Annotated in this window: 22 protein-coding genes and 1 tRNA gene; 15 read left to right on the top strand and 8 right to left on the bottom strand. The window is 62.5% G+C overall.

Annotation, left to right across the window (positions count from 1 at the left end; genetic code table 11):
- Window positions 1–141: 141 nt before the first annotated feature.
- The gene (locus tag I5S59_RS26470; protein WP_232239779.1) at window positions 142–282 is read left to right on the top strand and encodes a hypothetical protein; all 141 of its coding nucleotides are present in this window, start codon (window positions 142–144) and stop codon (window positions 280–282) included.
- 99 nt (window positions 283–381) lie between these two features.
- On the opposite strand, the gene I5S59_RS15355 is transcribed toward I5S59_RS26470, so the two are convergent.
- Window positions 382–455 (bottom strand) — tRNA-Cys (locus I5S59_RS15355).
- Window positions 456–766: 311 nt separating this feature from the next.
- Here I5S59_RS15355 and alkB point away from each other — a divergent pair.
- Window positions 767–1,420, top strand: a complete 654-nt coding sequence (gene alkB, locus I5S59_RS15350) for a DNA oxidative demethylase AlkB (protein ID WP_197877390.1) — start codon at window positions 767–769, stop codon at window positions 1,418–1,420.
- 103 nt (window positions 1,421–1,523) lie between these two features.
- On the top strand, window positions 1,524–3,470 hold the full coding sequence (locus tag I5S59_RS15345) for a DNA topoisomerase III (RefSeq protein WP_197877389.1): 1,947 nt from the start codon (window positions 1,524–1,526) through the stop codon (window positions 3,468–3,470).
- Window positions 3,471–3,479: 9 nt separating this feature from the next.
- Here the strand turns inward: I5S59_RS15345 and I5S59_RS15340 are convergent, their stop codons facing one another.
- Window positions 3,480–4,397 carry a LysR substrate-binding domain-containing protein gene (locus I5S59_RS15340; protein WP_197877388.1) on the bottom strand — a complete coding sequence of 306 codons (918 nt, stop codon included), beginning with the start codon at window positions 4,395–4,397 and terminating at the stop codon, window positions 3,480–3,482.
- A gap of 98 nt (window positions 4,398–4,495) precedes the next feature.
- On the opposite strand from I5S59_RS15340, the gene I5S59_RS15335 reads away from it, so the two are divergent.
- The 7 genes from I5S59_RS15335 to I5S59_RS15305 all read left to right on the top strand — a co-directional run bounded on the left by I5S59_RS15335 (window position 4,496) and on the right by I5S59_RS15305 (window position 13,164).
- Window positions 4,496–5,587 carry a tartrate dehydrogenase gene (locus tag I5S59_RS15335; protein ID WP_197877387.1) on the top strand — a complete coding sequence of 364 codons (1,092 nt, stop codon included), beginning with the start codon at window positions 4,496–4,498 and terminating at the stop codon, window positions 5,585–5,587.
- 196 nt (window positions 5,588–5,783) lie between these two features.
- Window positions 5,784–7,385 (top strand): BCCT family transporter, encoded by a 1,602-nt coding sequence (locus tag I5S59_RS15330; RefSeq protein ID WP_197877386.1) that lies wholly within the window; start codon window positions 5,784–5,786, stop codon window positions 7,383–7,385.
- 126 nt (window positions 7,386–7,511) lie between these two features.
- Window positions 7,512–8,633 (top strand): aromatic ring-hydroxylating oxygenase subunit alpha, encoded by a 1,122-nt coding sequence (locus I5S59_RS15325; protein WP_197877385.1) that lies wholly within the window; start codon window positions 7,512–7,514, stop codon window positions 8,631–8,633.
- A 51-nt stretch (window positions 8,634–8,684) separates the two neighbouring features.
- Window positions 8,685–10,133 (top strand): NAD-dependent succinate-semialdehyde dehydrogenase, encoded by a 1,449-nt coding sequence (locus tag I5S59_RS15320; protein ID WP_197877384.1) that lies wholly within the window; start codon window positions 8,685–8,687, stop codon window positions 10,131–10,133.
- 62 nt (window positions 10,134–10,195) lie between these two features.
- A complete protein-coding gene (locus I5S59_RS15315) occupies window positions 10,196–11,167 on the top strand; it encodes a PDR/VanB family oxidoreductase (RefSeq protein ID WP_197877383.1) in 972 nt (323 codons plus the stop codon).
- Window positions 11,168–11,352: 185 nt separating this feature from the next.
- Window positions 11,353–12,435 (top strand): PAS domain-containing protein, encoded by a 1,083-nt coding sequence (locus I5S59_RS15310; protein WP_197877382.1) that lies wholly within the window; start codon window positions 11,353–11,355, stop codon window positions 12,433–12,435.
- A 30-nt stretch (window positions 12,436–12,465) separates the two neighbouring features.
- Complete coding sequence (locus tag I5S59_RS15305; RefSeq protein WP_197877381.1) at window positions 12,466–13,164, top strand: YoaK family protein; 699 nt, start codon at window positions 12,466–12,468, stop codon at window positions 13,162–13,164.
- A 4-nt stretch (window positions 13,165–13,168) separates the two neighbouring features.
- Here I5S59_RS15305 and I5S59_RS15300 read toward each other — a convergent pair whose 3' ends face one another.
- The 3 genes from I5S59_RS15300 to I5S59_RS15290 form a co-directional block, all read right to left on the bottom strand.
- Window positions 13,169–13,519 (bottom strand): hypothetical protein, encoded by a 351-nt coding sequence (locus tag I5S59_RS15300; RefSeq protein WP_128323711.1) that lies wholly within the window; start codon window positions 13,517–13,519, stop codon window positions 13,169–13,171.
- A gap of 96 nt (window positions 13,520–13,615) precedes the next feature.
- Complete coding sequence (locus I5S59_RS15295) at window positions 13,616–13,981, bottom strand: DUF1641 domain-containing protein (protein ID WP_197877380.1); 366 nt, start codon at window positions 13,979–13,981, stop codon at window positions 13,616–13,618.
- A 26-nt stretch (window positions 13,982–14,007) separates the two neighbouring features.
- On the bottom strand, window positions 14,008–15,198 hold the full coding sequence (locus I5S59_RS15290) for an NAD(P)/FAD-dependent oxidoreductase (protein ID WP_197877379.1): 1,191 nt from the start codon (window positions 15,196–15,198) through the stop codon (window positions 14,008–14,010).
- A 175-nt stretch (window positions 15,199–15,373) separates the two neighbouring features.
- Here I5S59_RS15290 and I5S59_RS15285 point away from each other — a divergent pair, with 175 nt between their 5' ends.
- Window positions 15,374–16,027 carry an SOS response-associated peptidase gene (locus I5S59_RS15285; protein ID WP_197877378.1) on the top strand — a complete coding sequence of 218 codons (654 nt, stop codon included), beginning with the start codon at window positions 15,374–15,376 and terminating at the stop codon, window positions 16,025–16,027.
- 75 nt (window positions 16,028–16,102) lie between these two features.
- Window positions 16,103–17,932 (top strand): SLC13 family permease, encoded by a 1,830-nt coding sequence (locus I5S59_RS15280; protein ID WP_197877377.1) that lies wholly within the window; start codon window positions 16,103–16,105, stop codon window positions 17,930–17,932.
- On the opposite strand, the gene I5S59_RS15275 is transcribed toward I5S59_RS15280, so the two are convergent.
- Window positions 17,904–18,611, bottom strand: coding sequence for a DUF3313 domain-containing protein (locus tag I5S59_RS15275; protein ID WP_197877376.1), 708 nt, complete (start codon window positions 18,609–18,611; stop codon window positions 17,904–17,906). The two genes, I5S59_RS15280 and I5S59_RS15275, sit on opposite strands and share 29 nt — an antisense overlap.
- Window positions 18,604–18,927 (bottom strand): hypothetical protein, encoded by a 324-nt coding sequence (locus I5S59_RS15270; protein ID WP_197877375.1) that lies wholly within the window; start codon window positions 18,925–18,927, stop codon window positions 18,604–18,606. Before I5S59_RS15270 ends, I5S59_RS15275 begins: the two co-directional genes overlap by 8 nt.
- A 166-nt stretch (window positions 18,928–19,093) precedes the next feature.
- On the opposite strand from I5S59_RS15270, the gene I5S59_RS15265 reads away from it, so the two are divergent.
- The 3 genes from I5S59_RS15265 to I5S59_RS15255 all read left to right on the top strand — a co-directional run bounded on the left by I5S59_RS15265 (window position 19,094) and on the right by I5S59_RS15255 (window position 21,669).
- Window positions 19,094–19,804, top strand: coding sequence for a response regulator (locus I5S59_RS15265; RefSeq protein WP_197877374.1), 711 nt, complete (start codon window positions 19,094–19,096; stop codon window positions 19,802–19,804).
- Window positions 19,801–21,141 (top strand): ATP-binding protein, encoded by a 1,341-nt coding sequence (locus tag I5S59_RS15260; protein WP_197877373.1) that lies wholly within the window; start codon window positions 19,801–19,803, stop codon window positions 21,139–21,141. The genes I5S59_RS15265 and I5S59_RS15260 overlap by 4 nt, the downstream gene beginning before the upstream one ends.
- Before the next feature lie 276 nt (window positions 21,142–21,417).
- Entirely contained in the window at window positions 21,418–21,669 is a 252-nt protein-coding gene (locus I5S59_RS15255; protein ID WP_332262079.1) for a hypothetical protein, read from the top strand.
- Window positions 21,670–21,757: 88 nt separating this feature from the next.
- Here I5S59_RS15255 and I5S59_RS15250 read toward each other — a convergent pair whose 3' ends face one another.
- On the bottom strand, window positions 21,758–23,986 hold the full coding sequence (locus I5S59_RS15250; RefSeq protein ID WP_197877372.1) for a TonB-dependent hemoglobin/transferrin/lactoferrin family receptor: 2,229 nt from the start codon (window positions 23,984–23,986) through the stop codon (window positions 21,758–21,760).
- Window positions 23,987–24,149 lie beyond the last annotated feature (163 nt).

Here is a 24,149-nt window from a genome sequence, read left to right as displayed (position 1 = left end):
TCGATAGCCGTCGGGTACCTCGCCGGCCAACGGCCAGCAGATGTGCTTTCCATGCGGACGGACGATGTGAAGGGGGTCTACTTTCTGGTCAATCAAGGCAAGACAGGCAAGTGACTGAGGATCATCTTGGAGGCAGATGGAGTGATCAACAGCCTGGGTACGCTGCTGGAGCGCATCAAGCGGAGAACCAGTGAACACCTGTCACCGCTCTTCATCCTGAATGGCAATGGAAAAAAGCGGGTTTACCGCCGAATCGGTGCAATCGCCAAGCCTTCAAAATAGAAAAGTATCGGAACTCCTGCCCCAAAGTATCGGAACTCCGAGCTTTTCTAGCACGCAAAGAAAAAACCCGCAGACGTTAATCTGCGGGGCTTTCAATAATGGAGGCCGAGGTCGGAATCGAACCGGCGTAGACGGATTTGCAATCCGGAGCATAACCACTTTGCTACTCGGCCTCAAATGCCTGAAATCCTCTAAACAGCAATCTCAAACATATACAACTCTTTAAGGAAACAACTCGATAAAACCGCTATCTCCTTGAAAACGCTAAGCTTTTCAGCTGCCTCGTTTTCGATGGACGCAATTATGGACTCATTCGATTGAGCTGGCAACCCCTTGAATTCAAAAAGTTTATTTTTTTCTTTCAAGGGCGCTGAAGTGCCGTGATGCCGGGGTTCAAGCGCAACGTACAGGGTGACGCGGGCCCGGCAAAGGGTCTTATCATAAAGCGTCTTTCCCCTGCCCGCTTGATTAATGGTTGCTTACGATGCAAACCGAGCTGGACCTTTTCGACCCTCACAGCCCATTGCAACAGCAATGGGTAGGTTCACACGCGGTGGTGCTGCCAGGCTTTGCCCTGCCTCAGGTTGAGGCGATGTTGCCGGCGCTTCGCCTAGTGGTGGCCTCGGCGCCGTTTCGCCATATGCTGACGCCCGGCGGGCTGAAAATGGCCGTGGGGCTAACCAACTGTGGCGCGCTGGGCTGGGTCAGCGACCACCAGGGTTATCGATACAGCCCGGTCGACCCGTTGAGCAACCGCCCATGGCCAGCATTGCCGCAGGTTTTGCTCGACCTGGCCAAACGCGCAGCAGCCTTGGCGGGGTTTGCCAACTTCATCCCCGATGCCTGCCTGGTCAACTGCTATCGCCCTGGCAATCGCCTGAGCCTGCATCAGGACCGCGACGAGCGCGACTTCAGCCAGCCGATCGTGTCGGTGTCACTCGGCTTGCCGGCGGTGTTTCTGCTCGGCGGACACCAACGTAATGAGCCCACCCAACGTATCGGCCTGCGACATGGGGATGTGCTGGTATGGGGCGGTGAAGACCGTTTGCGTTTTCACGGTGTATTGCCGCTCAAGCCAGGTGCGCACCCGGTGCTTGGGAGTCTGCGAATCAACCTGACTTTGCGCAAGGCGGGCTGAGCAGACAACAAAAGCTGTATATGCATACAGATAAAACTTGCCAGCCCTGTCAATCCTGCGCATGCTATGGCCCACTCCAGCCATAGAATGACACCTCGCCGGCATGCGCCTGTTTCTCTGCGAAAAGCCTTCCCAGGCCAAGGATATTGCCAAGGTCCTCGGCGCCAACCGTCGCGGCGATGGCTGCTGGGTGGGCAGCAATGTGACCGTGACCTGGTGCATCGGTCACCTGCTCGAAACCGCCCCGCCCGATAGCTACGATGCCCGCTACAAACGCTGGGCGCTGGCCGACCTGCCGATCATTCCGAGCCAATGGAAGATGCTGGTCAAGCCGAAAACCGCCAGCCAGTTCAAGGCCGTCAAACGCCTGCTCGGCGAGGCCAGTGAGCTGGTGATCGCCACCGACGCCGACCGCGAAGGTGAAATGATCGCCCGTGAGCTGGTGGAACACTGCCGCTACCGGGGGCCGATCCAGCGCCTGTGGCTGTCGGCACTGGACGATGCCTCGATCCGCAAGGCCCTCGCTGCACTCAAGCCGGGCAACGAAACCTTCAGTCTGTATCACTCGGCGCTGGGTCGCTCGCGGGCCGACTGGCTGATCGGCATGAACATGAGCCGGCTCTTTACTTTGCTGGGTCAGCAGTCCGGTTATAAAGGCGTGCTGCCAGTAGGCCGGGTGCAAACCCCGACCTTGCGCCTGGTGGTCGACCGCGACCGCAGCATTGCCAACTTCGTGCCGGTGGCGTTCTGGGCCATTGATGTACTGCTCGACAGCGCCGGCACCCGGTTCACCGCGCAATGGCGCGCGAGTGAAGATGCCTGCGACGACCAGGGCCGCTGCCTGAATCAAGCGTTGGCGCAAGACGCAGCGGCAGCTATCGGCAACGCCCACAGCGCCCAGGTGGGCAAGGTGGCTACCGAGCGCGTGCGCGAAGCGGCACCGCTGCCCTTCGACCTCGGCACCCTGCAGGAGCTGTGCTCGAAAAAGTTCGGCCTGGGCGCCCAGGAAACCCTCGACATCGCCCAGGCGCTGTATGAAACCCACAAACTGATTACCTACCCGCGCAGCGATTGCGGCTATCTACCGGTCAGCCAGCACGCCGAAGCGCCGGCCACGCTGGCGGCATTGCTGCGTGCCGACCCCGGCCTTGCCCCCCTGCAGCCGCACTTGCAGGCCCAGCGCAAATCGCGGGCCTGGAACGACGCCAAGGTCAGCGCCCACCACGGCATCATTCCCACGGCCGCCGCCAGCGACCCTTCGCGCCTGCCGCCCAAGTACAAGGCGGTGTATACCCTGATTCGCGCCCGCTACCTGGCGCAGTTCCTGCCCAATCACGAGTATGACCGCACACAGGCCGACTTCGACTGCGCCGGGCAGGCCTTGCGGGCGGTGGGCAAACAGATCGTCGAACCTGGCTGGCGCCGCGCCCTGCCCGAAGCCCTGAACCCGGGCAAAGGCCGTGAAGCGCCGGTTGCTCAGGTGCTGCCAGCCCTGCATCAGGGCCAGGACTGCCGGGTGGCCGAGGTCAACCTCAAGGACCTGTGGACCCAGCCGCCCAAGCCGTTTACCGAGGGTGACCTGATCAAGGCGATGAAAAATGTTGCCAAGCTGGTGGACGCCCCGCGCCTGAAGCAAAAACTCAAGGAAACCACCGGCATCGGCACCGAAGCTACGCGTGCCGGGATCATTCAAGGCCTGCTCGATCGCGGCTACCTGGTCAAACAGGGCAAGGCACTCAGCGCCACACCGGCCGCTTTCAGCCTGATCGATGCAGTACCCCGAGCCATCGCCGACCCCGGCACCACTGCAATCTGGGAACAGGCGCTGGACATGGTCCAGAGCGGCGAGATGAGCCTTGAAACCTTCGTCGCCAAACAGTCAGCATGGATGAGCAAGCAAGTGGAGCGCTGTGCCGGGCTGCAACTGACCATCAGCGGCCCGGCGACACCGGCCGGTCGTGGCGGCGCACCGTGGAAAAAGAAACGCAAGCGCAGCGCAACAGCGACGAAAACCCCGCGTAAGCCGCGCGCCAAAACGCAGCAGGGCTGAGCCCTGGGGTCAGCCAAGGGCCGGCATGCTGTAACGCTCGGCAAAGTATTGCCGGAAGAACTCCACCGCCACCCGCACCTTGGCTGAACTGGCCAGGGGCGAGGTGTACACCGCCCAGATGTCCGCGGGCTGATGGTAATCGCCCAATACCTGGACCAGTCGCCCCTCCGCCAGGCTGTCGTGCACATCCCACCAGGAGCGCAGCAAAATTCCCCGCCCATCCAGGCACCAGTGGTGCGCTACTTCGCCATGGTTGCTCGACAGGTTGCCGGTCACCCGCACGCTTTCTGCGCCTTGGGGGCCCTCCAGCTCCCAGATGCCGAACGGATGGTCACGCTCCTTGATCACCAGGCAATCGTGGCTGGCCAGCTCGGCCAGCGCTTTCGGCGTGCCACGTCGCGCCAGGTACGCCGGTGCGGCGCACAGTACCCGGCGGTTTTTAGCCAGGGGCTTGGCGATCAGGTTGGGCGCAATGGCGTTGCCCACGCGAATGTCGAGATCGACGCCCTCTTCGATCAGATCCACCAGCCTGTCATGCACATCCAGCCTGATGTCCAGGCGCGGATAACGCTCGGCCAGCTCCGACAATGCCGGGGCAACGAAGCGCCGCCCCAGGCCCAGGCTGCTGGCGATGCGCAGTTGCCCGGTCGGTTCGCGGTGCTGGGCGCTGATGTCATCGCCCATGCGCTGCACCGCGTCGAAAATCTGCTGGGCCCATTGGTAAACCCGCTCACCCTCCTCGCTCACTGTCACCCGTCGGGTGGTGCGGTGCAGCAGGCGCACCTCCAGGGTCTGCTCCAGTACGCGGATGCGCTTGCTGATGAATGCGGCAGACATGCCCAGTTCGTCGGCCACTGCCGCGAAACTGGCGCGCTTGGCCACCTGGAGAAAGATGTTGAGGTCGTCGAGGCTCGGAAGATTATTCACGTTTCGTGCACTAAGAATCTATGAATGGCGAGATTATCTCTGAATAAAGCCCTTATAGCATGGCCAGCATCTGTTCCCTAGACAACGAGTGCGCCCCCATGAGCAAGACTTTCAAAATCGCCGCCATCCCGGGTGACGGCATCGGCATCGAAGTTCTCCCCGAAGGTATCCGCGTCGTCGAAGCGGCGGCGCGCAAACACGGCCTGGACATCAGCTTCGAATTCTTCGAGTGGGCAAGCTGCGACTACTACCTGGCCCACGGCAAGATGATGCCGGACGACTGGTTCGAACAGCTCAAGGATTTTGACGCCCTGTACTTCGGTGCGGTCGGCTGGCCAGACAAGGTGCCGGACCACATCTCGCTGTGGGGCTCGCTGCTCAAGTTCCGCCGCGACTTCGACCAGTACGTGAACATCCGTCCGGTGCGCCTGTTCCCTGGCGTACCGTGCCCGCTGGCCGGTCGCGAGCCGGGCGATATCGACTTCGTGGTGATCCGCGAAAACACCGAGGGCGAATACTCCTCCCTGGGCGGTCGCATGTTCGAAGGCACCGAGAACGAGTTCGTCCTGCAGGAGTCGGTGTTCACCCGCCGTGGTGTTGACCGCATCCTCAAGTACGCCTTCGACGTGGCCCAGACCCGCGAGCGCAAACACGTGACTTCGGCGACCAAGTCCAACGGCATGGCCGTGAGCATGCCTTACTGGGACGAGCGCACTGCCGCCATGGCTGCCAATTATCCGGAAATCAGCTGGGACAAGCAGCACATTGATATCCTCTGCGCCCGCTTCGTGCTGCAGCCCGATCGCTTTGACGTGGTGGTGGCCTCGAACCTGTTCGGCGACATCCTTTCCGACCTCGGCCCGGCCTGCGCCGGCACCATCGGCATCGCGCCGTCGGCCAACCTCAACCCCGAGCGCAAGTTCCCGTCGCTGTTCGAACCGGTACACGGTTCGGCCCCGGACATCTTCGGCAAAAACATCGCCAACCCGATCGCGATGATCTGGTCCGGCGCCCTGATGCTCGACTTCCTCGGCAACGACGGTGCCGACCCGCGCTACCGCGCCGCCCACGATGACATCCTCAAGGCCATCGAACAGGTCATCGCAGCCGGCCAGACCACCCGCGACATGGGCGGCCAGCAGTCGACCCAGCAGGTCGGCCAGGCGATCACCGCGTTGATCGAAGGCTGATTGAGTGGGGCCAATTGTCAGAATTGTCTGACAAAGTGGCCCCACCCTCTTGCGAGCGGCGTGGATTGAATGCAAAATCTGTTAACCCAAAGATTCACGTTAACCCTTAGTTAACAACCCAAGGAAGGAGCAGCACCGCAACACCCCGGAATGCCTGCCGGGTATAGATAAGTACGCCAACGTCCAGGAGACGATGATGTCGCACAAAAATAAAAAGATTGATGTGTTCCTGATTACTGTGAGTTTGATTGCCGTGCTACTCACCGTCATTGGCCTTGCAGCCTTCCCTAGCGAAGCTGAAAGCGCCGCCAACCAGTTGTTCGAGCTGTCCACCCGCACCTTCGGTACCAGTGTCCAGGTATTGGTGTTCGGTAGCTCGCTGGCCGTGCTGTACCTGGCCTTCAGCAAATACGGCAATATCCGCCTGGGCAGTGGCAAACCCGAGTACGCGACAGCGACTTGGGTGTTCATGTTTATCTGTGCCGGTATGGGCTCCTCGACCCTCTACTGGGGCGTCATGGAGTGGGCCTACTACTACCAGACGCCTGGCCTGAACATCGCCGCCGCCACCCCTAAAGCCCTCGAGTACAGCATCAGCTACTCGTTCTTCCACTGGGGTGTGAGCGCCTGGTCGATCTACGCCCTGGCCTCCCTGGCCATGGCCTACCACTTCCACGTGCGCAAGAAGAGCGGCCTGAACCTGGCCTCGATCGTTGAAGCCGTCACCGGTTTCAAAGCCACCGGCCCGGTCGGTCGTACTGTCGACCTGATCTTCCTGCTGACCATGATGGGCGCCCTGACCGTTTCCCTCGCCCTCACCGCCTCGACCCTGACCCGCGGCCTGCATGACCTGACCGGCACCCCCGACACCTTCACCGTGCAACTGATGGTGATTGGCGCCGTGGCGATCATGTTCTCGCTCAGCTCCTACATCGGTATCGACGGTGGCCTGCAGCGCCTGAGCAAGATGGTCTGCATCGGCGCACTGGTGTTTGCCGGCGTGGTGCTGCTGGTCGGCCCGACCCAGTTCACGATCAACAACACCGCCAACTCGATTGGCCTGATGATCCAGAACTACGTGCACATGAGCCTGTTCACCGACCCGGGGGGCGACGGTGCCTTCACCCGCAACTGGACGGTGTTCTACTGGCTGTGGTGGGTGTCTTACGCACCTGGCGTGGCAATGTTCGTGACCCGCGTTTCGCGTGGCCGCCAGATCAAGGAAGTGGTCCTGGCCCTGCTGCTGGGCGGTAGCTTCGGTTGCTGGTTCTTCTTCGGCGCACTGGAAAGCTACAGCATGCACCAGTTCATTACCGGTGCCGTGGACGTGCCGAAAATGCTCAGCGAACAAGGCGGTGAATCAGCGGTGACCCACCTGCTGCTGGCACTGCCATGGGGCCAGGTGTTCCTCGGCGTGTACCTGTTCATCATGGCGATCTTCTGTGCCTCGCACATGGACGCCGCGGCTTACGCCGTAGCAGCCACCAGCACCCGCAACCTGCGTGAAGGCGACGACCCGACGCCAACCCACCGCCTGTTCTGGTGTGTGGTGCTGACCCTGGTGCCGCTGGCCATGCTGTTTGCCAAGGCATCGCTGTCGACCATGAAAACCGCCGTGGTGCTGACCGCGATCCCGTTCATGGTGATCCTGCTGGTGAAGATCTACGGCTTCTTCAAATGGATGTTCGAAGACTACGGCCAGATGCCGGCCTACCGTATTGAAGAAGAGGCAGCGCGCATGGCCGGGGAAGAACCCAAGGCCGTGAACGAAGCCCCTGCCCCGGTTACGGCTCAATAGAACGAAACCCTCGTTAGTCCTGTGCGTCCTGCAAGGGCAGGCGCCAGGACCTTTTTTTGCCCGACCTGTTAACTGATAGATACGCGTTAACTGACAACTAAAAAACCGAGCTTGTGAGACCCGATCATGAATGACTTCAAACGCCTGCCCGCCGATTTCTGCGCCAACGCCGAAGAGGCCTTCACCATCCCTGCCAGCTTCTACACCCAGGCTGCAGTGTTCGAGCACGAGAAAGAAGCGATCTTCGCACGCAGCTGGATCTGTGTCGGCCACCGCAGTGAAGTGGCAGAAAACAACGCCTACATCACCCGCGAAGTGATCGGCGAAAGCATCATTGTCGTACGTGGCCGCGACAGCGTGCTGCGCGCCTTCTACAACGTCTGCCCGCACCGCGGCCACCAGCTGCTCAGCGGCAGCGGCAAGGCCAAGAACGTTATCACCTGCCCGTACCACGCCTGGACCTTCAAGCTCGACGGCGACCTGGCCCACGCGCGCAACTGCGACAACGTGGTGAACTTCGACAAAGAGAACTCCTCGCTGGTGCAACTGCGCGTCGAAGAGTACGCAGGCTTCATCTTCATCAACATGGACATGGAAGCCGGCTCGGTCGAAGACCAGCTGCCAGGCCTGCAAACGCGCATGCGCGAAGCCTGCGGCGTGATCGACGACCTGCACCTGGCGGCCCGTTTTGTCAGCGACACCCCGGCCAACTGGAAGTCGATCGTCGACAACTACCTCGAGTGCTACCACTGCGCCCCGGCCCACCCTGGTTTCTCCGACTCGGTGGACGTCGGCCAGTACAGCCACAGCATGCACGGCAACTGGACCCTGCAATACGGCCTGGCCAAGCCTTCCGAGCAGTCGTTCAAGTTTGACGAAAGTGTGAAAGACCCGTCCTTCGCCGGTTTCTGGGCGTGGCCGTGCACCATGTTCAACGTGCCGCCAGGAGCGAACTTCATGACCGTGATCTACGAGTTCCCGGTCGATGCCGAAACCACCCTGCAGCACTACGACATCTACTTCCTCAACAAGGACATCACCGAAGAGCAGCAGAAGCTGATCGACTGGTACCGCGAAGTGTTCCGTCCGGAAGACCTGCGCCTGGTGGAAAGCGTGCAAAAAGGCCTGAAGTCCCGCGGCTACCGTGGCCAGGGCCGGATCATGGCCGACCGTGAGCGCAGCGGCATGAGCGAGCACGGCATCGCCCACTTCCACAACCTGATCGCCGTCGCCCACCTCGACGACTGATAGCCCTCGCCGCAGGCCCTCCAGCCTGCGGCGATCTTCGGAGTGCCTTGCATGCAACTCAATGACAACACCCTGCTGCGTCAGCAAGCCTACATCGACGGGCGCTGGTGCGATGCCGACGACGGTCGCACCCTGGCGGTGACCGATCCGGCCGATGGCACGTTGCTCGGCAGTGTACCGCTGATGGGCGGCGCCGAAGCCAAGCGTGCCATCGAAGCGGCCGAGGCCGCTCTGGCTGGCTGGCGCGCCCGCACCGCCAAAGACCGTGCGCAGATTCTGCGCCGCTGGTTCGAATTGCTGCTCGAACACGAGCAGGACCTGGCCCGGCTGATGACCTTCGAACAGGGCAAGCCGCTGCACGAAGCCCTGGGTGAAATTCGCTACGCCGCCTCCTTTGTCGAGTGGTTCGCCGAAGAGGGCAAGCGCGTCTATGGCGACGTGATCCCGAGCCCGGCCAACGACAAACGCCTGCTGGTGATCAAGCAGGGCATCGGCGTGTGCACCGCGATCACCCCGTGGAATTTCCCGGCGGCGATGATCACCCGCAAAGTCGCCCCGGCCCTGGCCGCCGGCTGCACCATGGTGGTCAAGCCAGCCAACGAAACGCCGTTCTGTGCCCTCGCCCTGGTCGAACTGGCCGAGCGTGCCGGCGTACCGGCCGGCGTGTTCAGCGTGGTCACCGGTGATGCACCGGCCATTGGCGCGCAGTTCACCGGCCACCCTGCCGTGCGCAAGCTGAGCTTCACAGGCTCCACCCCGGTCGGCCGCCTGCTGATGGGCCAGTGCGCTGAAACCATCAAGAAAGTCAGCCTGGAACTGGGCGGCAACGCACCGTTCATTGTCTTCGCCGACGCCGACATCGACGCCGCCGTCGAAGGCGCGCTGATTGCCAAATACCGCAACGCCGGCCAGACCTGCGTGTGCGTCAACCGCTTCTATATCCATGACAGCGTCTACGCGCAGTTCAGCGAACGCTTCGTCGAACGCGTGCGCCAGCTGGGCGTCGGCCATGGCACTGCGGCAGGCACGCAAATCGGCCCGCTGATTACCGACAAGGCCGTGGCCAAGGTGCGCAGCCTGATCGACGACGCCGTCGGCAAAGGCGCCGAACTGGTGCTGGGCGGACAGGCCCACGCCCTGGGCGGAACCTTCTTCGAGCCCACCGTGCTGGCCAACGTCGGCCCGGGCATGGAGCTGCTGGAAGAAGAAATCTTCGGCCCGGTGGCAGCCCTGGTGCGTTTTAGCAGCGACGACGAAGTCATCGCCCTGGCCAACGCCACCCAGTACGGCCTGGCAGCGTACTTCTACAGCCGCGATATCGCCCGCGTGTTCAAGGTCGCCGAGCAGCTGGAATACGGCATGGTCGGGGTCAACACCGGGCTGATCTCCAACGAGGTCGCGCCGTTCGGTGGCATCAAACAATCGGGCCTGGGCCGTGAAGGCTCCAAGTACGGCATCGAGGATTATCTGGAAATCAAATACCTGTGCCTCGCCGTCTGAGCGAGCACCGGTTACGGGACGCGGCAGGGCCTGCCGCGTTGCCCCTGCAGTCGAGGTGAACCATGGCCAACAAATACGAAATGTTCAGCGTGCACGTAACCGAAGTGGAACAGGCCACGCCGCTGATCAAGCGCTTCACCCTGGCCCGTGAAGACGGTGCACCCATGCCCGCCTTCACCGGTGGCAGCCATGTCATCGTGCAGATGCAGGGCGCCGACGGCAGCCAGTTCAGCAACGCTTACTCGCTGATGAGCGACCCGCGCGACACCCGCAGCTACCAGATCGGCGTGCGCCTGGAAGAGCAGTCCAAGGGCGGCTCGGCGTTCATGCACCAGCAGGTTGAAGTCGGTACGCAGTTGACCATCTCTTCGCCGAACAACCTCTTCGCCCTCGATCCCAGCGCCGGTCGCCACGTGCTGATCGCCGGCGGTATCGGCATTACCCCGTTCCTGGCACAACTGCACGAGCTCGAAGGCGGCGCCACCGACTACGAACTGCACTACGCGTTCCGCGCCCCGGAGCACGGTGCGTTCCAGGCGCAGCTGGCCAGCGGCCCGCATGCCGACAACACCCATTTCTACATCGACAGCCTGGACCGCAAACTCGACCTGGCTGCGCTCTGCGCGTCCTTGGCAGACGATGCGCACCTGTACGTCTGCGGCCCGAAACCGTTGATTGACGCGGTGATCGCCACTGCCGCCAAAGCCGGTATCGCCGACCAGCGTGTGCACTGGGAACAGTTCGCTGCCGCCCCCGTCACCGGCGCGGCCTTTACCGTGGTGCTGGCCCAGTCGGGCATCGAACTGCAGGTAGAAGAAGGCATGACCATTCTTCAGGCCATCGAGAAGTCCAAGGCTGCCAAGGTCGAGTGCCTGTGCCGCGAAGGCGTGTGCGGCACCTGCGAAACAGCGATTCTGGAAGGCGAAGCCGAACATTTTGATCAGTACCTGAGCGACGAAGAAAAGGCCTCGCAGCAGAGCATGATGCTGTGTGTTTCGCGGGCCCGCTCGGCGCGTCTGGTCCTCGACCTGTAACGCCTTGCTGCCGCTACGCGGCAGATCGCAGGCTATCGCCAGCTCCCACAAGCAACCTGTAGGCGCTGGCGACAGCCTGCGATTGAGCGCAAAGCGCTCACCTGCGTTGCGTCCACCGTCAACCCGAAGTTAACGGGTTATGTATACTGGCAGGCTCTTGGCCCCGATCAGGACACCCTGCGCCCATGATGGAAAACAGTTTCGCCTTCCGCCTCAAGGAGCTGCTTGAGCACCACAAGCTGACCCTGCAAGCCGTCGGTACGGCCCTCGGCATCTCGCGCACGGCCGTGCACAAATGGACCCGCGGCGGCGAAATCGATTACGACAACCTGCGCAAGCTGGCGGACTTTCTCAAGGTCAACTGGATCTGGTTGCGTTACGGCGAAGAAGCCCTGCAGAACATCCAGCAGCCACAAGTGGTCGAGCTGCCGATGACCGATCTGCGCCGACGCTACACCGCCGAAATCATGGAAAGCGAAACGCGCATGAAGCTGGCCCAGGAAGGCGCGCGCATCGTCACCTGGGAATGGAACCTGATCAGCGACGAAGTCACCTACTCACCAAACGTCGAACAGGTGTACGGCTGGCCGGTACATCGCAACGAAGACTTCTGGGTGCACCTGCCCGCCGAAGACGTTGCCCACATGCAGGCCATGTACGCCCAGGCCGTTGCCGACGGCAGCGGTTGCGAATGTGATTTTCGCATCACCCGCCCCGATGGCGAGCAACGCTGGATTTCCTCACGGGCCACGGTGGTGCGCGACAGCGTCGGACGCTCGGTGAAAATGGTCGGCATCAGCATGGACAACACCGAACGCCAGGTAGCCGAACACGCCCTGCGCATCAGCGAAGAGCGCTTTCGCGCCATCTTCGAACTGGCCTGGGGCGCCCTCGCCTACATCGACCCGGACGGCACCTGGCAGCGGGTCAACAACAGCCTCTGCGAACTGCTCGGCTATCGCGCCGACGAGCTCTACGGCATGACCTTCCAGCAGATCACCCACCCTGACGACTTGCCGGCAAACCTGCAGTTGCTGCAACGCATGCTGGCCGGCGAAACAGAACGCTACGAAGTCGAAAAGCGCGTGCGGCATAAAAACGGCAGCTACATTTGGGTGCGTGCACGTACGTCGCTGCAGCGACGTCAGGACGGTGAGCCGGAACACCTGATCAGCGTCTTTGAAGACATCAGCACCGAGCGTGGCGAGCGCGAACGCCTGCAGGCGCATATCGCCGGGCTCGAAGCCAGGCTGGCGCAACGCGCCTGATACCCACCTTGTCGATCGGGAGTGCAAGGGATGCTGCCAGGATCTTCATACGCGTCAGCCCGGGCCATGCGCACGAACAGATTGCGCGGCAAGGTCGGGCTGTACTTTGTCGCCGCCCTGTCGGTGCTGGCCGGCATGACCGACGCCATCGGCTTTATGGCCACCGGCGATTTCGTCTCGTTCATGAGCGGCAACACCACGCGCCTGGCGGTGTCGCTGGGTGAAGGGGACGCCAGCCTGGTGCTGCGCATCGGCGCGCTGTTGCTGGCCTTCGTGGTGGGCAACGCGCTGGGTGTGGTGGTTGCCCGCCTCAGTGGCCGCAGGCCCTGGCCACTGCTGTCGCTGATTGCCGCCCTGCTGGCGCTGGCCGCTTTGCTGCCCGCTGCCTGGCAGTTGCCGGCGCTGATTGCCGCGGTAACCGCCATGGGCATGATCAATGCGGTGGTTGAGGAAGTGAACGGCCTGCCCATCGGCCTGACGTACGTTACCGGCGCACTGTCACGCTTTGGTCGCGGGCTTGGCCGGGCACTGCTGGGCGAGCGCCGTCAGGGCTGGCGCGTACAATTGATTCCCTGGGCCGGGATGTTCGCCGGCGCGGTTGCCGGCGCGCTGCTGGAGCAGCGCTTCGGCATTGCTGCCCTGCTGTTCAGCGCCGCGCTGGCTGCCGCGCTGGCGCTGGTCTCACTGACCATTCCGCGGCGCTGGCAGCTCAGGTACATGCCCCGCTAGCGGATTACAGGCAGGTGGCCAACGCGGCCATGCGGCGCAGGGCAACGCTGTCGTTGTGCTGGGCGTAGTAACTGACCGCAGTGTTGCCACCTTGTGGCTGGATGTCGGCGAACGACTCCGCTTCGCGGGTGTACACGGTAAAGCCGCCCTGCTTGCCGGGCTCCAGGTAGCCGCTGGCGTCGACGCCAAACACCGACTCGTCCTGCCAGCCAAACTGGATGCACTGCGCCACGCGGTCGGCGGGCTTGCTCGAGGTGAGCTGCTTGGTCGGTGCCTTGGCCCGTGCCGCCTCCATGGCCGAAGAGGCACAACCGGCCAATACTGCTGCAGCGACCATCACCATGACTACCCGCATGACTCACCCTCGTCGGAAAAAAAGCCGACTTTACCACTGCCCGCGCGCCAATACCCGCGCCTCAACCGGGTGATGGCGATAAAGTTCAGCAGTTAATCAGCCTTGCTTGCCCAGGGCATTCAGCACCCGCAGCACCAAGGCACACCCCTGACGGGTGTCCGGGTCGCGAAGCATCGCCAATAAACCGATCAGGCCGGGCGGCACGGGCTGTTCACGGGTCTGGGCCTTGGCCTGGCGGATGGCATTGCCCAGGTTCCAGCTCAGCGCCGTAGCCTCCTCGAACTGTGTCGAGAGCTTTTCCACCAAGGGTGCATCCAGCAGGTCCACCAGGTCGGACAGCAACGAGGCCAGGTCCACCAGGTTGTCCAGCCGGCCGCCGTCGAGCAACGGTTGCAGTTTGTTCAACAGGGCCTCGAGGCCCGGGTTGCTGACCTGCTGAGCAGGCGTTTCGATCACGCTCATGTCTATCGGCTCCTTGCCAGTTCAGGTCACAGCATGCCGCGGGCGACGGCCCAGTACAGGCCGCGGTTAAAGCCGTTGCGCAACAGGCCGCCGAGCTTGGTCGGCGGTGTGGGCAGCACATCGCGTTGATAGTCGTAGGTCAGCGGCATGCCCGCATTCAGGCCCATCTGTGCTGCGGCTTGCACCTTGCCGTCATACACCGCCACGGTTCTGCCCAGGCGAATCTCGCCGGCGATATTGTTGACGATCACCGGCGCCTGGTTATGGCAGGCCCCGCCCGCTTTGCTGACCGGCAGATCGACCGTGTCGCCGATCACGTAGACGCCGTCGAGCCCGTACACCTGCAAGGTCTCGTGGTTGGTTGGCAACCAACCCTCCTGATTAGGCGCCTGCGACGCACCGCTTTGCAGCACCGCATCCACGGCGCGGATCGGCGGTGTGGCCATGAGAATGTCGTACGGCTGCGCCTGGCCCTCTTCGGAGTAGGCAATGCGCTGGTCGGGATCAACCTTGGCCAGGGTAAAGCCGCGTTCAAAGCGGATGTTTTTCTGGGCGAAAATGCCCGGCAGTATTTCCCCCGTCGGCCGCTGCAGAAACAGGCAGTTGCGCAGCAGCTGGGCGGTGGTCGGATAGGTGTAAATGATCTCGACCTTGTCGCGCACCCCGCGCCGGCGCAGGTAGTCGTCGAGCATCAAGGTGGTTTCTACCGGCGCGATACCACATTGGTGCGGCACGTTGGGGGTTTGCGGGAAGGTCACGGTGATGAAGATCCGTCCCTTCTCGATGGTTGCCAGGCGCTGGGCGAGCTGGCGCGCAGGCGCATACTGATAGAAATGGTCACCGCCCTGCTGCAAGCCTTCGATACGCTCCGGTGCCGGCACGCAACCGGTGGCAATCACCAGAAAATCATAGCCAAAGCGCTTGCCGGAGCGGGTGTGCAGCGTCTGCCCGGCGAAATCGAAACGGGTCACCTCCTGCACCTGAAAATCGATTTCCGGGCGCAGCAACGAGCGCTCTGGGCGCTTGAGCTCTTCGTTGAAGTGCAAGTCGAAGGCGACATACATGAACGCCGGCTTGTAGAAGTGATCCGGGGAGCTGGACAGCAAGGTGACTCGCACCTGGCCTGCGAGGATCTCCGGGTAGAGCTTGACCACCAGTTGATTGGCCAGCAGGGTGCCGCCTACCCCACCGCCCACGACGACAATATGTTTGTTCATACGTACGCTTCCATGCGAATAAAGCCACAAAGTCTTGAGGGCTATATTCAAAGAAGCATCGGCTATAAACCAATAACTTTTGGCGATACCTGTTAGTTCTTTTTCATCACGTTCAGCGAAGATAGCCTCTGATACCGTATCAGAACCTGAAATCGTCCTGAATGAGGGTGCCGACATGTGCGGAAGACTGAGCCAGTACCATGGCATCCACGACTTCGTCGACGCCCTGAGCATGCCCGGTGCCCTGGCCAATGAAGTCGGTGATCAGCCATTGGCGCACTTCAATGTCGCCCCCAGCACCAACGTCGCCGTATTCACCCCCGGCCGGGCCCGGTGGTTACGCTGGGGCTGGCGCCCGCACTGGGCGCATGATCGCGCACCACCGATCAATGCGCGGGTAGAGAAAGTCGCGCACTCGCCGTTCTTCCGGGCGATCTGGGGTCACCGCTTGTTGGTGCCGGTGGATGGCTGGTTCGAGTGGGTCGACGAAGGCGAGGCCAAAAAGCAGCCCTACTACATTCATCGCCGCGATGGCCAGCCGGCCTTTTGTGCCGGCATCGGCCAATGGGATGTGGCCGACGACGACGGCTTTGTCATCGTCACCGCCGACAGCGTCGGCGGCATGGTGGATATCCATGACCGCCGCCCCGTCGTATTCGCACCGGGCCTGGCCCGGGCCTGGTTGAACCCGGCGTGCGACAAGGCCCAGGCCGAACAGATGCTGCTGAACCTGGGCGAACCGTCGGAAGCGTTCGCCTGGTACCGCGTTGATAAGGCGGTAGGGAATGTGCGGAATCAGGGGGCCGCATTACTACAACCGCGCAACTAGCCACGCCCATACAAATCAATGAAGCGTCATGTGCTTTCTGCCAGACTCTGTGCACTCACGTATCAGGAAGATTGCATGAACGACGAACTGTTCTGGGTGCTGGGCCTGCTGTTTACCAGCGTGGTCCTGTTCATTGCCAACCGGCCGCGCATGGATGTGGTCGCCCTGCTGGTGATCGTGGCGTTACCCCTCACCGGCATTCTCAGTGTGCAGGAAGCCCTCGCCGGTTTCAGCGACCCCAACGTGGTGCTGATCGCCGCGCTGTTCGTGATCGGCGAAGGCCTGGTGCGTACCGGTATCGCCTACCGCATCGGTGAATGGATGGCCGACCGCGCCGGCAACAGCGAGGTGCGCTTGCTGGTGTTGTTGATGGTCTGTGTGGCCGGGCTGGGCTCTGTGATGAGTTCGACCGGGGTGGTCGCGATTTTCATTCCGGTGGTGCTGAGCATCGCCGCACGCATGAAGGTGTCCCCCAGCCGCCTGATGATGCCGCTCAGTTTTGCCGGCTTGATCAGCGGCATGCTCAGCCTGGTCGCCACACCGCCCAACGTGGTGGTGCACAGTGAACTGGTGCGCCACGGCGAGGCAGGCTTCAGCTTCTTCAGCTTTACCCCGTTCGGCCTGGTGATCCTGGTGCTGGGCGTCGGTTACATGCTGCTGACCCGCCACTGGCTCAGCGGTGAGGTGCGCAAGGACGGTACCCCGCAAACCCGCCGCACCCTGCTCGACCTGATCATCGACTACAAGCTGGCCGGCCGCGAACGCCGCCTGCGGGTGCGCCCGGACTCACCGCTGATCGGGCACAGCCTGAGCGAGCTGAAACTGCGCACCGTGCACGGTGCCAACGTGGTCGGCATCGAGCGCCAGCACAAGTTCACCACCCGCGTGATCAGCCCCGACTCCAGCACCACGGTGCACGAGGGCGATGTGCTGCTGCTCGACCTGTTCGCCCCGCGCGATGACCTGCGCAGCCTGTGCCAGAGCATGAAACTGGAACCCCTGCACTTCAAGGCCGCGTACTTCATCGACCAGTCCCACGCCGTGGGCATGGCCGAAGTCGCCGTGGTGCCGGGCTCGCAGCTGATCGGCAAAAGCATCCTGGAACTGAATTTCCGCACCCGCTGGGACCTGAACGTGGTCGGCCTGCGTCGCGGTCAGAGCGCCATTGAAGAACAACTGGTGGAAGAGAAACTCAAGCTCGGCGACACCCTGCTGGTGATCGGCCCGTGGAAGTCGGTGCGCCAGCTTCAGGCGCAACCCCGGGACTTTCTGGTACTGAGCCTGCCCGCCGAAGTCGACAATGTCGCCCCCGCACTGACCCAGGCACCTTACGCCCTGATCAGCCTGGCGGTGATGGTTGGTTTGATGATCAGTGGCCTGGTGCCCAACGTCATTGCCGCCCTGATCGGCTGCCTGTTGATGGGCGCCGGGCGCTGCATCGACATGAACAGTGCCTACCGGGCAATCCACTGGCAGAGCCTGGTGCTGATCGTCGGCATGTTGCCGTTTGCCCTGGCACTGCAGAAAACCGGCGGTATCGCCCTGGCGGTCAACGGGCTGGTGCAGACGCTGGGCGGCGCCGGGCCTTACATGATTCTCGCCAGCCTGTTTGCCATCACCGCAATCATTGGCCTGTTCATCTCCAACACCGCCACGGCGGTACTGATGGCGCCGGTGGCCGTGAACACTGCCGAGCAGCTGGGTGCCTCGCCCTACCCGTTCGCGATGATTGTCGCCCTGGCGGCCTCGGCGGCGTTCATGACACCCGTCTCGTCCCCGGTCAACACCCTGGTGCTGGGCCCCGGGCAATACCGCTTTGCCGACTTCGTCAAAGTCGGCGTGCCCTTCACCTTGCTGGTGATGGTGGTCAGCGTGTTCATGGTGCCGTGGATATTTGCCCTGTGAAGGCAGCGGCGTTCTGCTGCTTGAGCGACTGCGCGGCGTTGCGCCAGTCCTGGGCCCAGCCGTCTAGCACCAGCTTGAGGTTCTCGGCGGTCATCACCTGCTCGTCGTTCTCCAGCGGCAGGCCGGTGCCTTTGCGCACCACTTCGGCCACGACCGCACGGCTGCCGCCGTCGAGGAAAGCCGCCTCGGTGGCAATCACGCTGTCCAGGTCGCGGATGCCGATGGCACTGCTGACCCCGGCGGCCACCAGGGTCACCGGCAGGTACTCATAGTAGTGCAGCGACTGGGTATGGGCGCCCACCGAAGTGATGGCCGGGCGCACGATCAGGGTATTCGGTCCGGGCTGCTCGACCAGGTTCAGCACTTTGCCCAGTTCGCGCTTGAGCGCAGCATCGTAATAGGTGGTGACCGCCTTCAACGTCGCGTCGGGGATCTGCGCTGTAGCCTTGGGTTGCGGGTAGAACTGGCTCGGCGCGATATACACTTGGGAGTAGCGTTCCATGCGCACGTCGGGGCTGATCCAGCGCAACACCGAGTCACCGGAGGCAGTCTTGTGCTCGCTCAGCTGGTCGTAGTTGCGCAAAAAACCGGAATAGTCCTTGGGCGCCACCTTGTTCTGGCTGCAACCGGCGATCAGCAGCGACATGCACAGCACCGGGGCGATGAGTTGTTTACGCATGACGTGCGCTCCCTTGCTGTGGCTGCGACGCTCTTGGCGGGGTGCCGGAACGTTCGACATGCAGCTGACCATTGGCCATGATCCAGTGCACCAGCTCGGACAGCGACACCTTGTAGGTGTATTCCATCCATTGGCTGTTGGTCGGGCTGTAACGCTCGAAGTAGTGGCCGAGGATCATGTGGGTACCGTCGTTGCACAACCCCAGGCGCGAGTCCTGGTAATTGAGCAAGGCGTTGCGCCACAGGTCCTGGGCGGGCAGTTCGAGGGTCAGGGACTGACTGCAGTCGAGGCCGTCAATCGGAGGTTGTGCCGGCATGGAAAATTCCCTTTGGTTTGGATGACCGACAGGATCGCCCAGGGCCTTTGCTGGCTGATGTCCGCTTTGTTTCCTGATTGCAGCTTTGTTACGTGATTGAAATATATGACCGGCGCCGCAGAATGGTTTTAGATACGCACCTTTTCGCGCCCCACGGGACCTGAACGTGAGCAGACTGCTGATCGTCGATGACGATGTGGAAATTTGTGCCCTGCTGAAGAAGTTCTTTGTCATGCATGGCTATGAGGTCGACCTGGCCGCCAACGGCACGGCGATGTGGGCAGCCATTGAGCAGCAGCGCCCGGACACCATCATTCTCGACCTGATGCTGCCCGGTGAAAGCGGCCTGCACCTGTGCCAGAAACTGCGCAGCAGCACCAGCATTCCGATCATCATGCTCACCGCCATGGACGAGCTGAGCGACCGCATCATCGGCCTGGAACTGGGCGCCGACGATTACCTCGGCAAGCCCTTCGACGCCCGCGAGTTGCTGGCCCGCCTGCGTGCAGTGCAGCGCCGCGCCGGCGAGCAGCAGCGCCCGCCGAGTGAAGAAACCCGGCCGCTGATCCACTTCGACGACTGGCAACTGGACGTGACGCGCCGTGAACTGCGCACGCCAGAGGGGGTGATGGTGCCGCTGTCGGCCGGGGAGTTCGACCTGCTGCTGGTGTTTCTGGAACACCCGCAACGCATCCTCACCCGCGAGCAGTTGATCGACCTCGCCCGTGGTCAGGGCCATGACGCCTACGACCGCAGCATCGACGTGCAGGTCAGCCGCCTGCGCCGCAAGATCGAACCCGACAGCAAGCGCCCGGCGCTGATCCGCACGGTGCGTAACGGCGGCTACCTGTTCGACGCCAAGGTCAGCCGCTCATGATCCGCCTCGACCTGCGCCGCGACGGCATCAGCCGGCGCATTGCCCTGACGATCATTGCCGCGATGCTGATCTCGGTGGCACTGAACATCGCCTTCGTGCAACTGGCGGGCGTCTGGGCACGCCCACCCCTGAGCCAGACCGGCCTGCTCGAACAGATTGCCGTCACCACCCGCATGCTCGAAGCGGCCCCCATCGATCAACGCGAGCACCTGGCGCGGGCCGCGAGCAATCCCCAGTTACAGGTGCATTGGACTACGCAGCGGGAACGCCTCGCCCTGCCCGGCCCCGGTACTCCGATTGACCTGAGTGAAGTACCGGAATTGCGCGGCCTGCTGGCAAGCCACCCGCGTCAGGTGGAAGGCTTTCAACCGGCCGACTGGCCCGAAGACAGCCCTTCGGCGCACTACAAGCTGGTCATGCAACTGGCCGACGGCAGCTGGCTGGACTTCACCCCGCCTTACCGCAGCTGGGGCCTGAGTTCGGGCATGCGCTTTACCATCATCGGCCTGCTGGCGTTGTTGGCCGCCTTGCTGGTGGCCTGGGTCGGTACCCGGCAACTGGCCGGCCCGCTGCAGCGTTTTGCCCGTGCCGCACGCCGCTTTGGCAGCGACCTGCGCGCCCCGCCGATTCGCCTGGAGGGCCCTCATGAGCTGCGCCAGGCGATCACCGCGTTCAACACCATGCAGGCGCAGATCCAGCATTTCATCGCCGAGCGGACGCAAATGCTTGCCGCCATTTCCCACGACCTGCGCGCCCCGCTGACGCGCATGCGTCTGCGCGGCGAGTTCATCGAAGATGCCGAGCAGCAGCGCAAGCTGTTTCGTGATGTCGACGAAATGCAGGCCATGATCAACGCCGCACTGGGTTTCTTTCGCGACGAAACCCACCTGGAAACCGCCACGCCGTTCGACCTGGCCGAGCTGCTGCAGACCCTGGTCGACGATTATCGCGACCAGCAGATCGCCGTGGACTTCAAAGGCCCGGCGAACCTGGTGTATCTCGGGCGGCCACTGGGGCTGAAACGTGCGATTACAAATCTGATCGACAATGCCGTGAAGTATGCCCAGCCACCCGCGGTTCGCCTGAGCAGCAACGCCCACAGCCTGTTCATTGACGTGTGCGACCAGGGCCCGGGGATACCGGAGGCCGCACTGGAAGAGGTGTTTGTGCCGTTCTTTCGCCTGGAAAGCTCGCGCAACCGCAATACCGGTGGCGTCGGCCTGGGCTTGCCGTCGGCACGCACGGCGGTGCGTGAGCAAGGCGGTGAACTGAAGCTGAGCAATCAACCGGGTGGCGGCTTGCGGGCGCGAATCGTACTGCCGCGTATCAGTGACTGATCGGCGTTAACGCTCGCTTAACGGTAGGACATCACTGTAGGCCCGCTCCCTTCAGAACTTTCTTCGGCCCACCGCGTGTGGGCCATTTTTTTGTCGCCAGTTTCCGAAATCCATCGCGGGTAAACCCGCTCCCACAGGTCCTGCAGGAATTCTGAAAACTGTGTTGTACCTGTGGGAGCGGGCTTGCCCGCGAAAAGGCCAAGTATTGAAACAAAACCACGAAAACACAGTCTGAGCTATTACCCTATCTACCGCTGTGCGGATCAAGGAACCACAGTGCTGAAACACCTGACCCGATTTGCCGTAATCACCGCCATACTGGCCACCACGGCCGGCTGCTATTACCACGATTACGACCGCGACGATCACCGCTGGGATCGCGACCACCGCTACTCCCGCGACTGGGACGACGACCGCAATGACCGCGACCACCGCAACTACGACAAACGCTACCGCGACGATAACCGTTACCGCGGCTACGACAACGACCGCCGTCGCGACCGGGACGATGACGACGATGACGATTGATCGCTAGCGCCAGTCAGCTCCGCGCCAAATGCTACAGACAACAAAAGGCCGCGCCACCCAAGGGGGCGGGCGGCCTTTTTTTACCTGATCAGATTTCCCAGATCACGTTGACCGCTGCATAGCGTCCTGGCTGGGTCAGACGCCCCAGGCCTGCGGCATCTTCGTCACGCCCCTGGACATCACCCCAGTTCCAGTACTGCTTGTCGGTGACGTTGAACAGACCGCCGTTGATCGACACCTGCTCGGTCACCTGCCACCAGGCATTGAGGTCAAGCACGCCGTAACCCGGGGTTTCGAACTGACGGTTGATCAGCAGATCGGCATCGCCGGTGTGGTCGACGCGGTCTTTGGCCTGCACCAGGGTCCAGGTCAGCTGGCCACCGTAGATACCGCTCGGGGCATCGTAACCCAGGCCAATCACAGCCTTGAGCGGGTCGACGCTGTTGAGCGCCTGACCGGTTTCTTCATCCTTGCCACGGGCATAGGCAATCGAACCCAGGGCACGGGTACCGACCGGCATGAAGGCATCCAGCTTGATGTCGCCCTTGGCCTCGGCACCACGGATGGTGACCTTGCCCAGGTTGCGTGGCTGGAAGGTCAGCAAGCCGTTGCCATCAGGATCAGGCACGGTATCGGTGGCGATGAAGTCCTTGTACTTGTTGTAGAACAGCGCCACACCGAAACTGCCCTGGTCGTAGCGACCCCGCAGGCCGATTTCGTAGCTGTCGCTGGTTTCCGGCTTCAGGTCCGGGTTGCCGATCTGCTGGTAACCGAACTGCGGGTTGCTGAACTCGCCGTACATGTTGACCGGGCTCGGCGCGCGGAAGCCGGCGGCGTATTGGCCATAAACGCTTTCATGCTCGGTCAGCTGGTAGGTGACGGCGAACTTCGGCGAGATGTGATCGTCGGTGATGCGCGACGGGTCGGTTTCGGACGGCAGACCATTTAGGAATTCGTCGGTAACGTGCGGGGTCTGGCGGTAGTAGTCGTAACGCAGGCCCGGCAACAAGGTCCAGCGGCCGATCTCGATGTTGTCCTGCACGAACAGGCCCAGCGATTCGCTGGTCGGGTCCGGGAAGTCGCTCACCGGGAAGTTCTCGGTGGCCGGCACGCTGGCGCCGGTGTCCAGGCGTACTTCATTGCCTTTGCGCAGGTTGCTGGCCTCGATGCGTTTGACTTCGGCACCGTAGATCATGTGATGACGGGTATCGCCGACAACAAACTGCTTGTCTGCCTGGGTGTTCAGGCTCCACAGGCGCTCATCGTACTGCGAGTCGCGCGTGCGCCCGCGGTTCACGCCACTAACGGTCTGGCGCTGCTGCAGGGTTTTCTGGCTGTTGTTGCTTTCCTGATAGTTGAGTTGCCATTTCAGCTGGTCGGCCAACAGGCTGTCCAGGCTCAGGGTGTGCTCGAGGCTGTAGCGGTCGCGGTCGATGCTGTCTCGGGATTGCGAGCCGCGAATTGCGGGACTGGTAAGGGTCGCCCGCGAGGTGATGTCGCTCAGCAGGTTGCTGTCGGCATCGTCCTGATAACGCTCGTAGGTGAACTGCAGGCGGTCGCCATCGGCATAGTCCCAGCCGAGCTTGGCCAGCAGGTTTTCAGTGGTGTAGTCGAGCGGGTTGGCCTCTTCACGCGCGCTGCCCACCCCGCCGTTGCCGCCCCAGGTGTCGGTCGACTGACCGTCGCGGCGCCCCAGGTGCAGCAGGCCGTCGACCGTGCCGGTGCGGCCGGCAAAAGTGGCGCTGCGCTGCCAGCTGTCATCACTGCCGTCGTAGCCGGTTTTGAACCGGGCATAGGCGTCGTCGCCCTCTTCCAGGTAATCGGCGGCGTCCTTGGTCAGGAAGCTGACGGCACCGCCAATGGCATCGCTACCGTACAGCGAAGACGCCGGGCCGCGAATGATTTCGACCTGCTTGATGGTGTCGAGGTCGACGTAGTTGCTGCGCACGTCCTGGAACGGGCTGAAGAAGTTGCTTTGCGGAACCCGCACGCCGTCGACCTGGGTCAACACACGATTGCCGTCGATACCGCGAATGTTGGCGCCGGAGAGGCCGAAGCGACTGCCGGTGCCACTCACCGAAACGCCCGGTTCGTAACGCACCAGATCCTTGAGGTTCTTGTCGTTGTGCTGATCGATTTCACGCTCGTTATGCACCGACACCGTACTCGGCACTTGCAGCAGGGTCTGCTCGGTGCGGGTGGCGGTCACGCTGATGGTATCGAACTGGGTAACGGGCTCGGCAGCCAGGGCCAGCGATGGCGAAAGCAGCAACAAGGCAAGCCAGGAACGCTGGGGAAATGGCGGGCGGATCGACATCTAACTGACTCCTGATGGTCAGGCCGCGGTGCTTGCAGGCCGGCCTAGCGGCGCGCCTGCGCTCACCGTCGGGGCTGACGGGGATGTGTTTGATTTTGTTATGAGCTCGGCGATTGGCCCTTTTCCAGGGAAAGGCGGGTCGCTGAAAACGCTTCATGTGGCA

The organism is Pseudomonas alkylphenolica, from assembly GCF_016009175.1.
Taxonomy (GTDB): Bacteria; Pseudomonadota; Gammaproteobacteria; order Pseudomonadales; family Pseudomonadaceae; genus Aquipseudomonas; species Aquipseudomonas alkylphenolica_B.
Note: the sequence above shows the minus strand (reverse complement) of the source record. Positions and strands in the feature narration are given on the sequence as shown.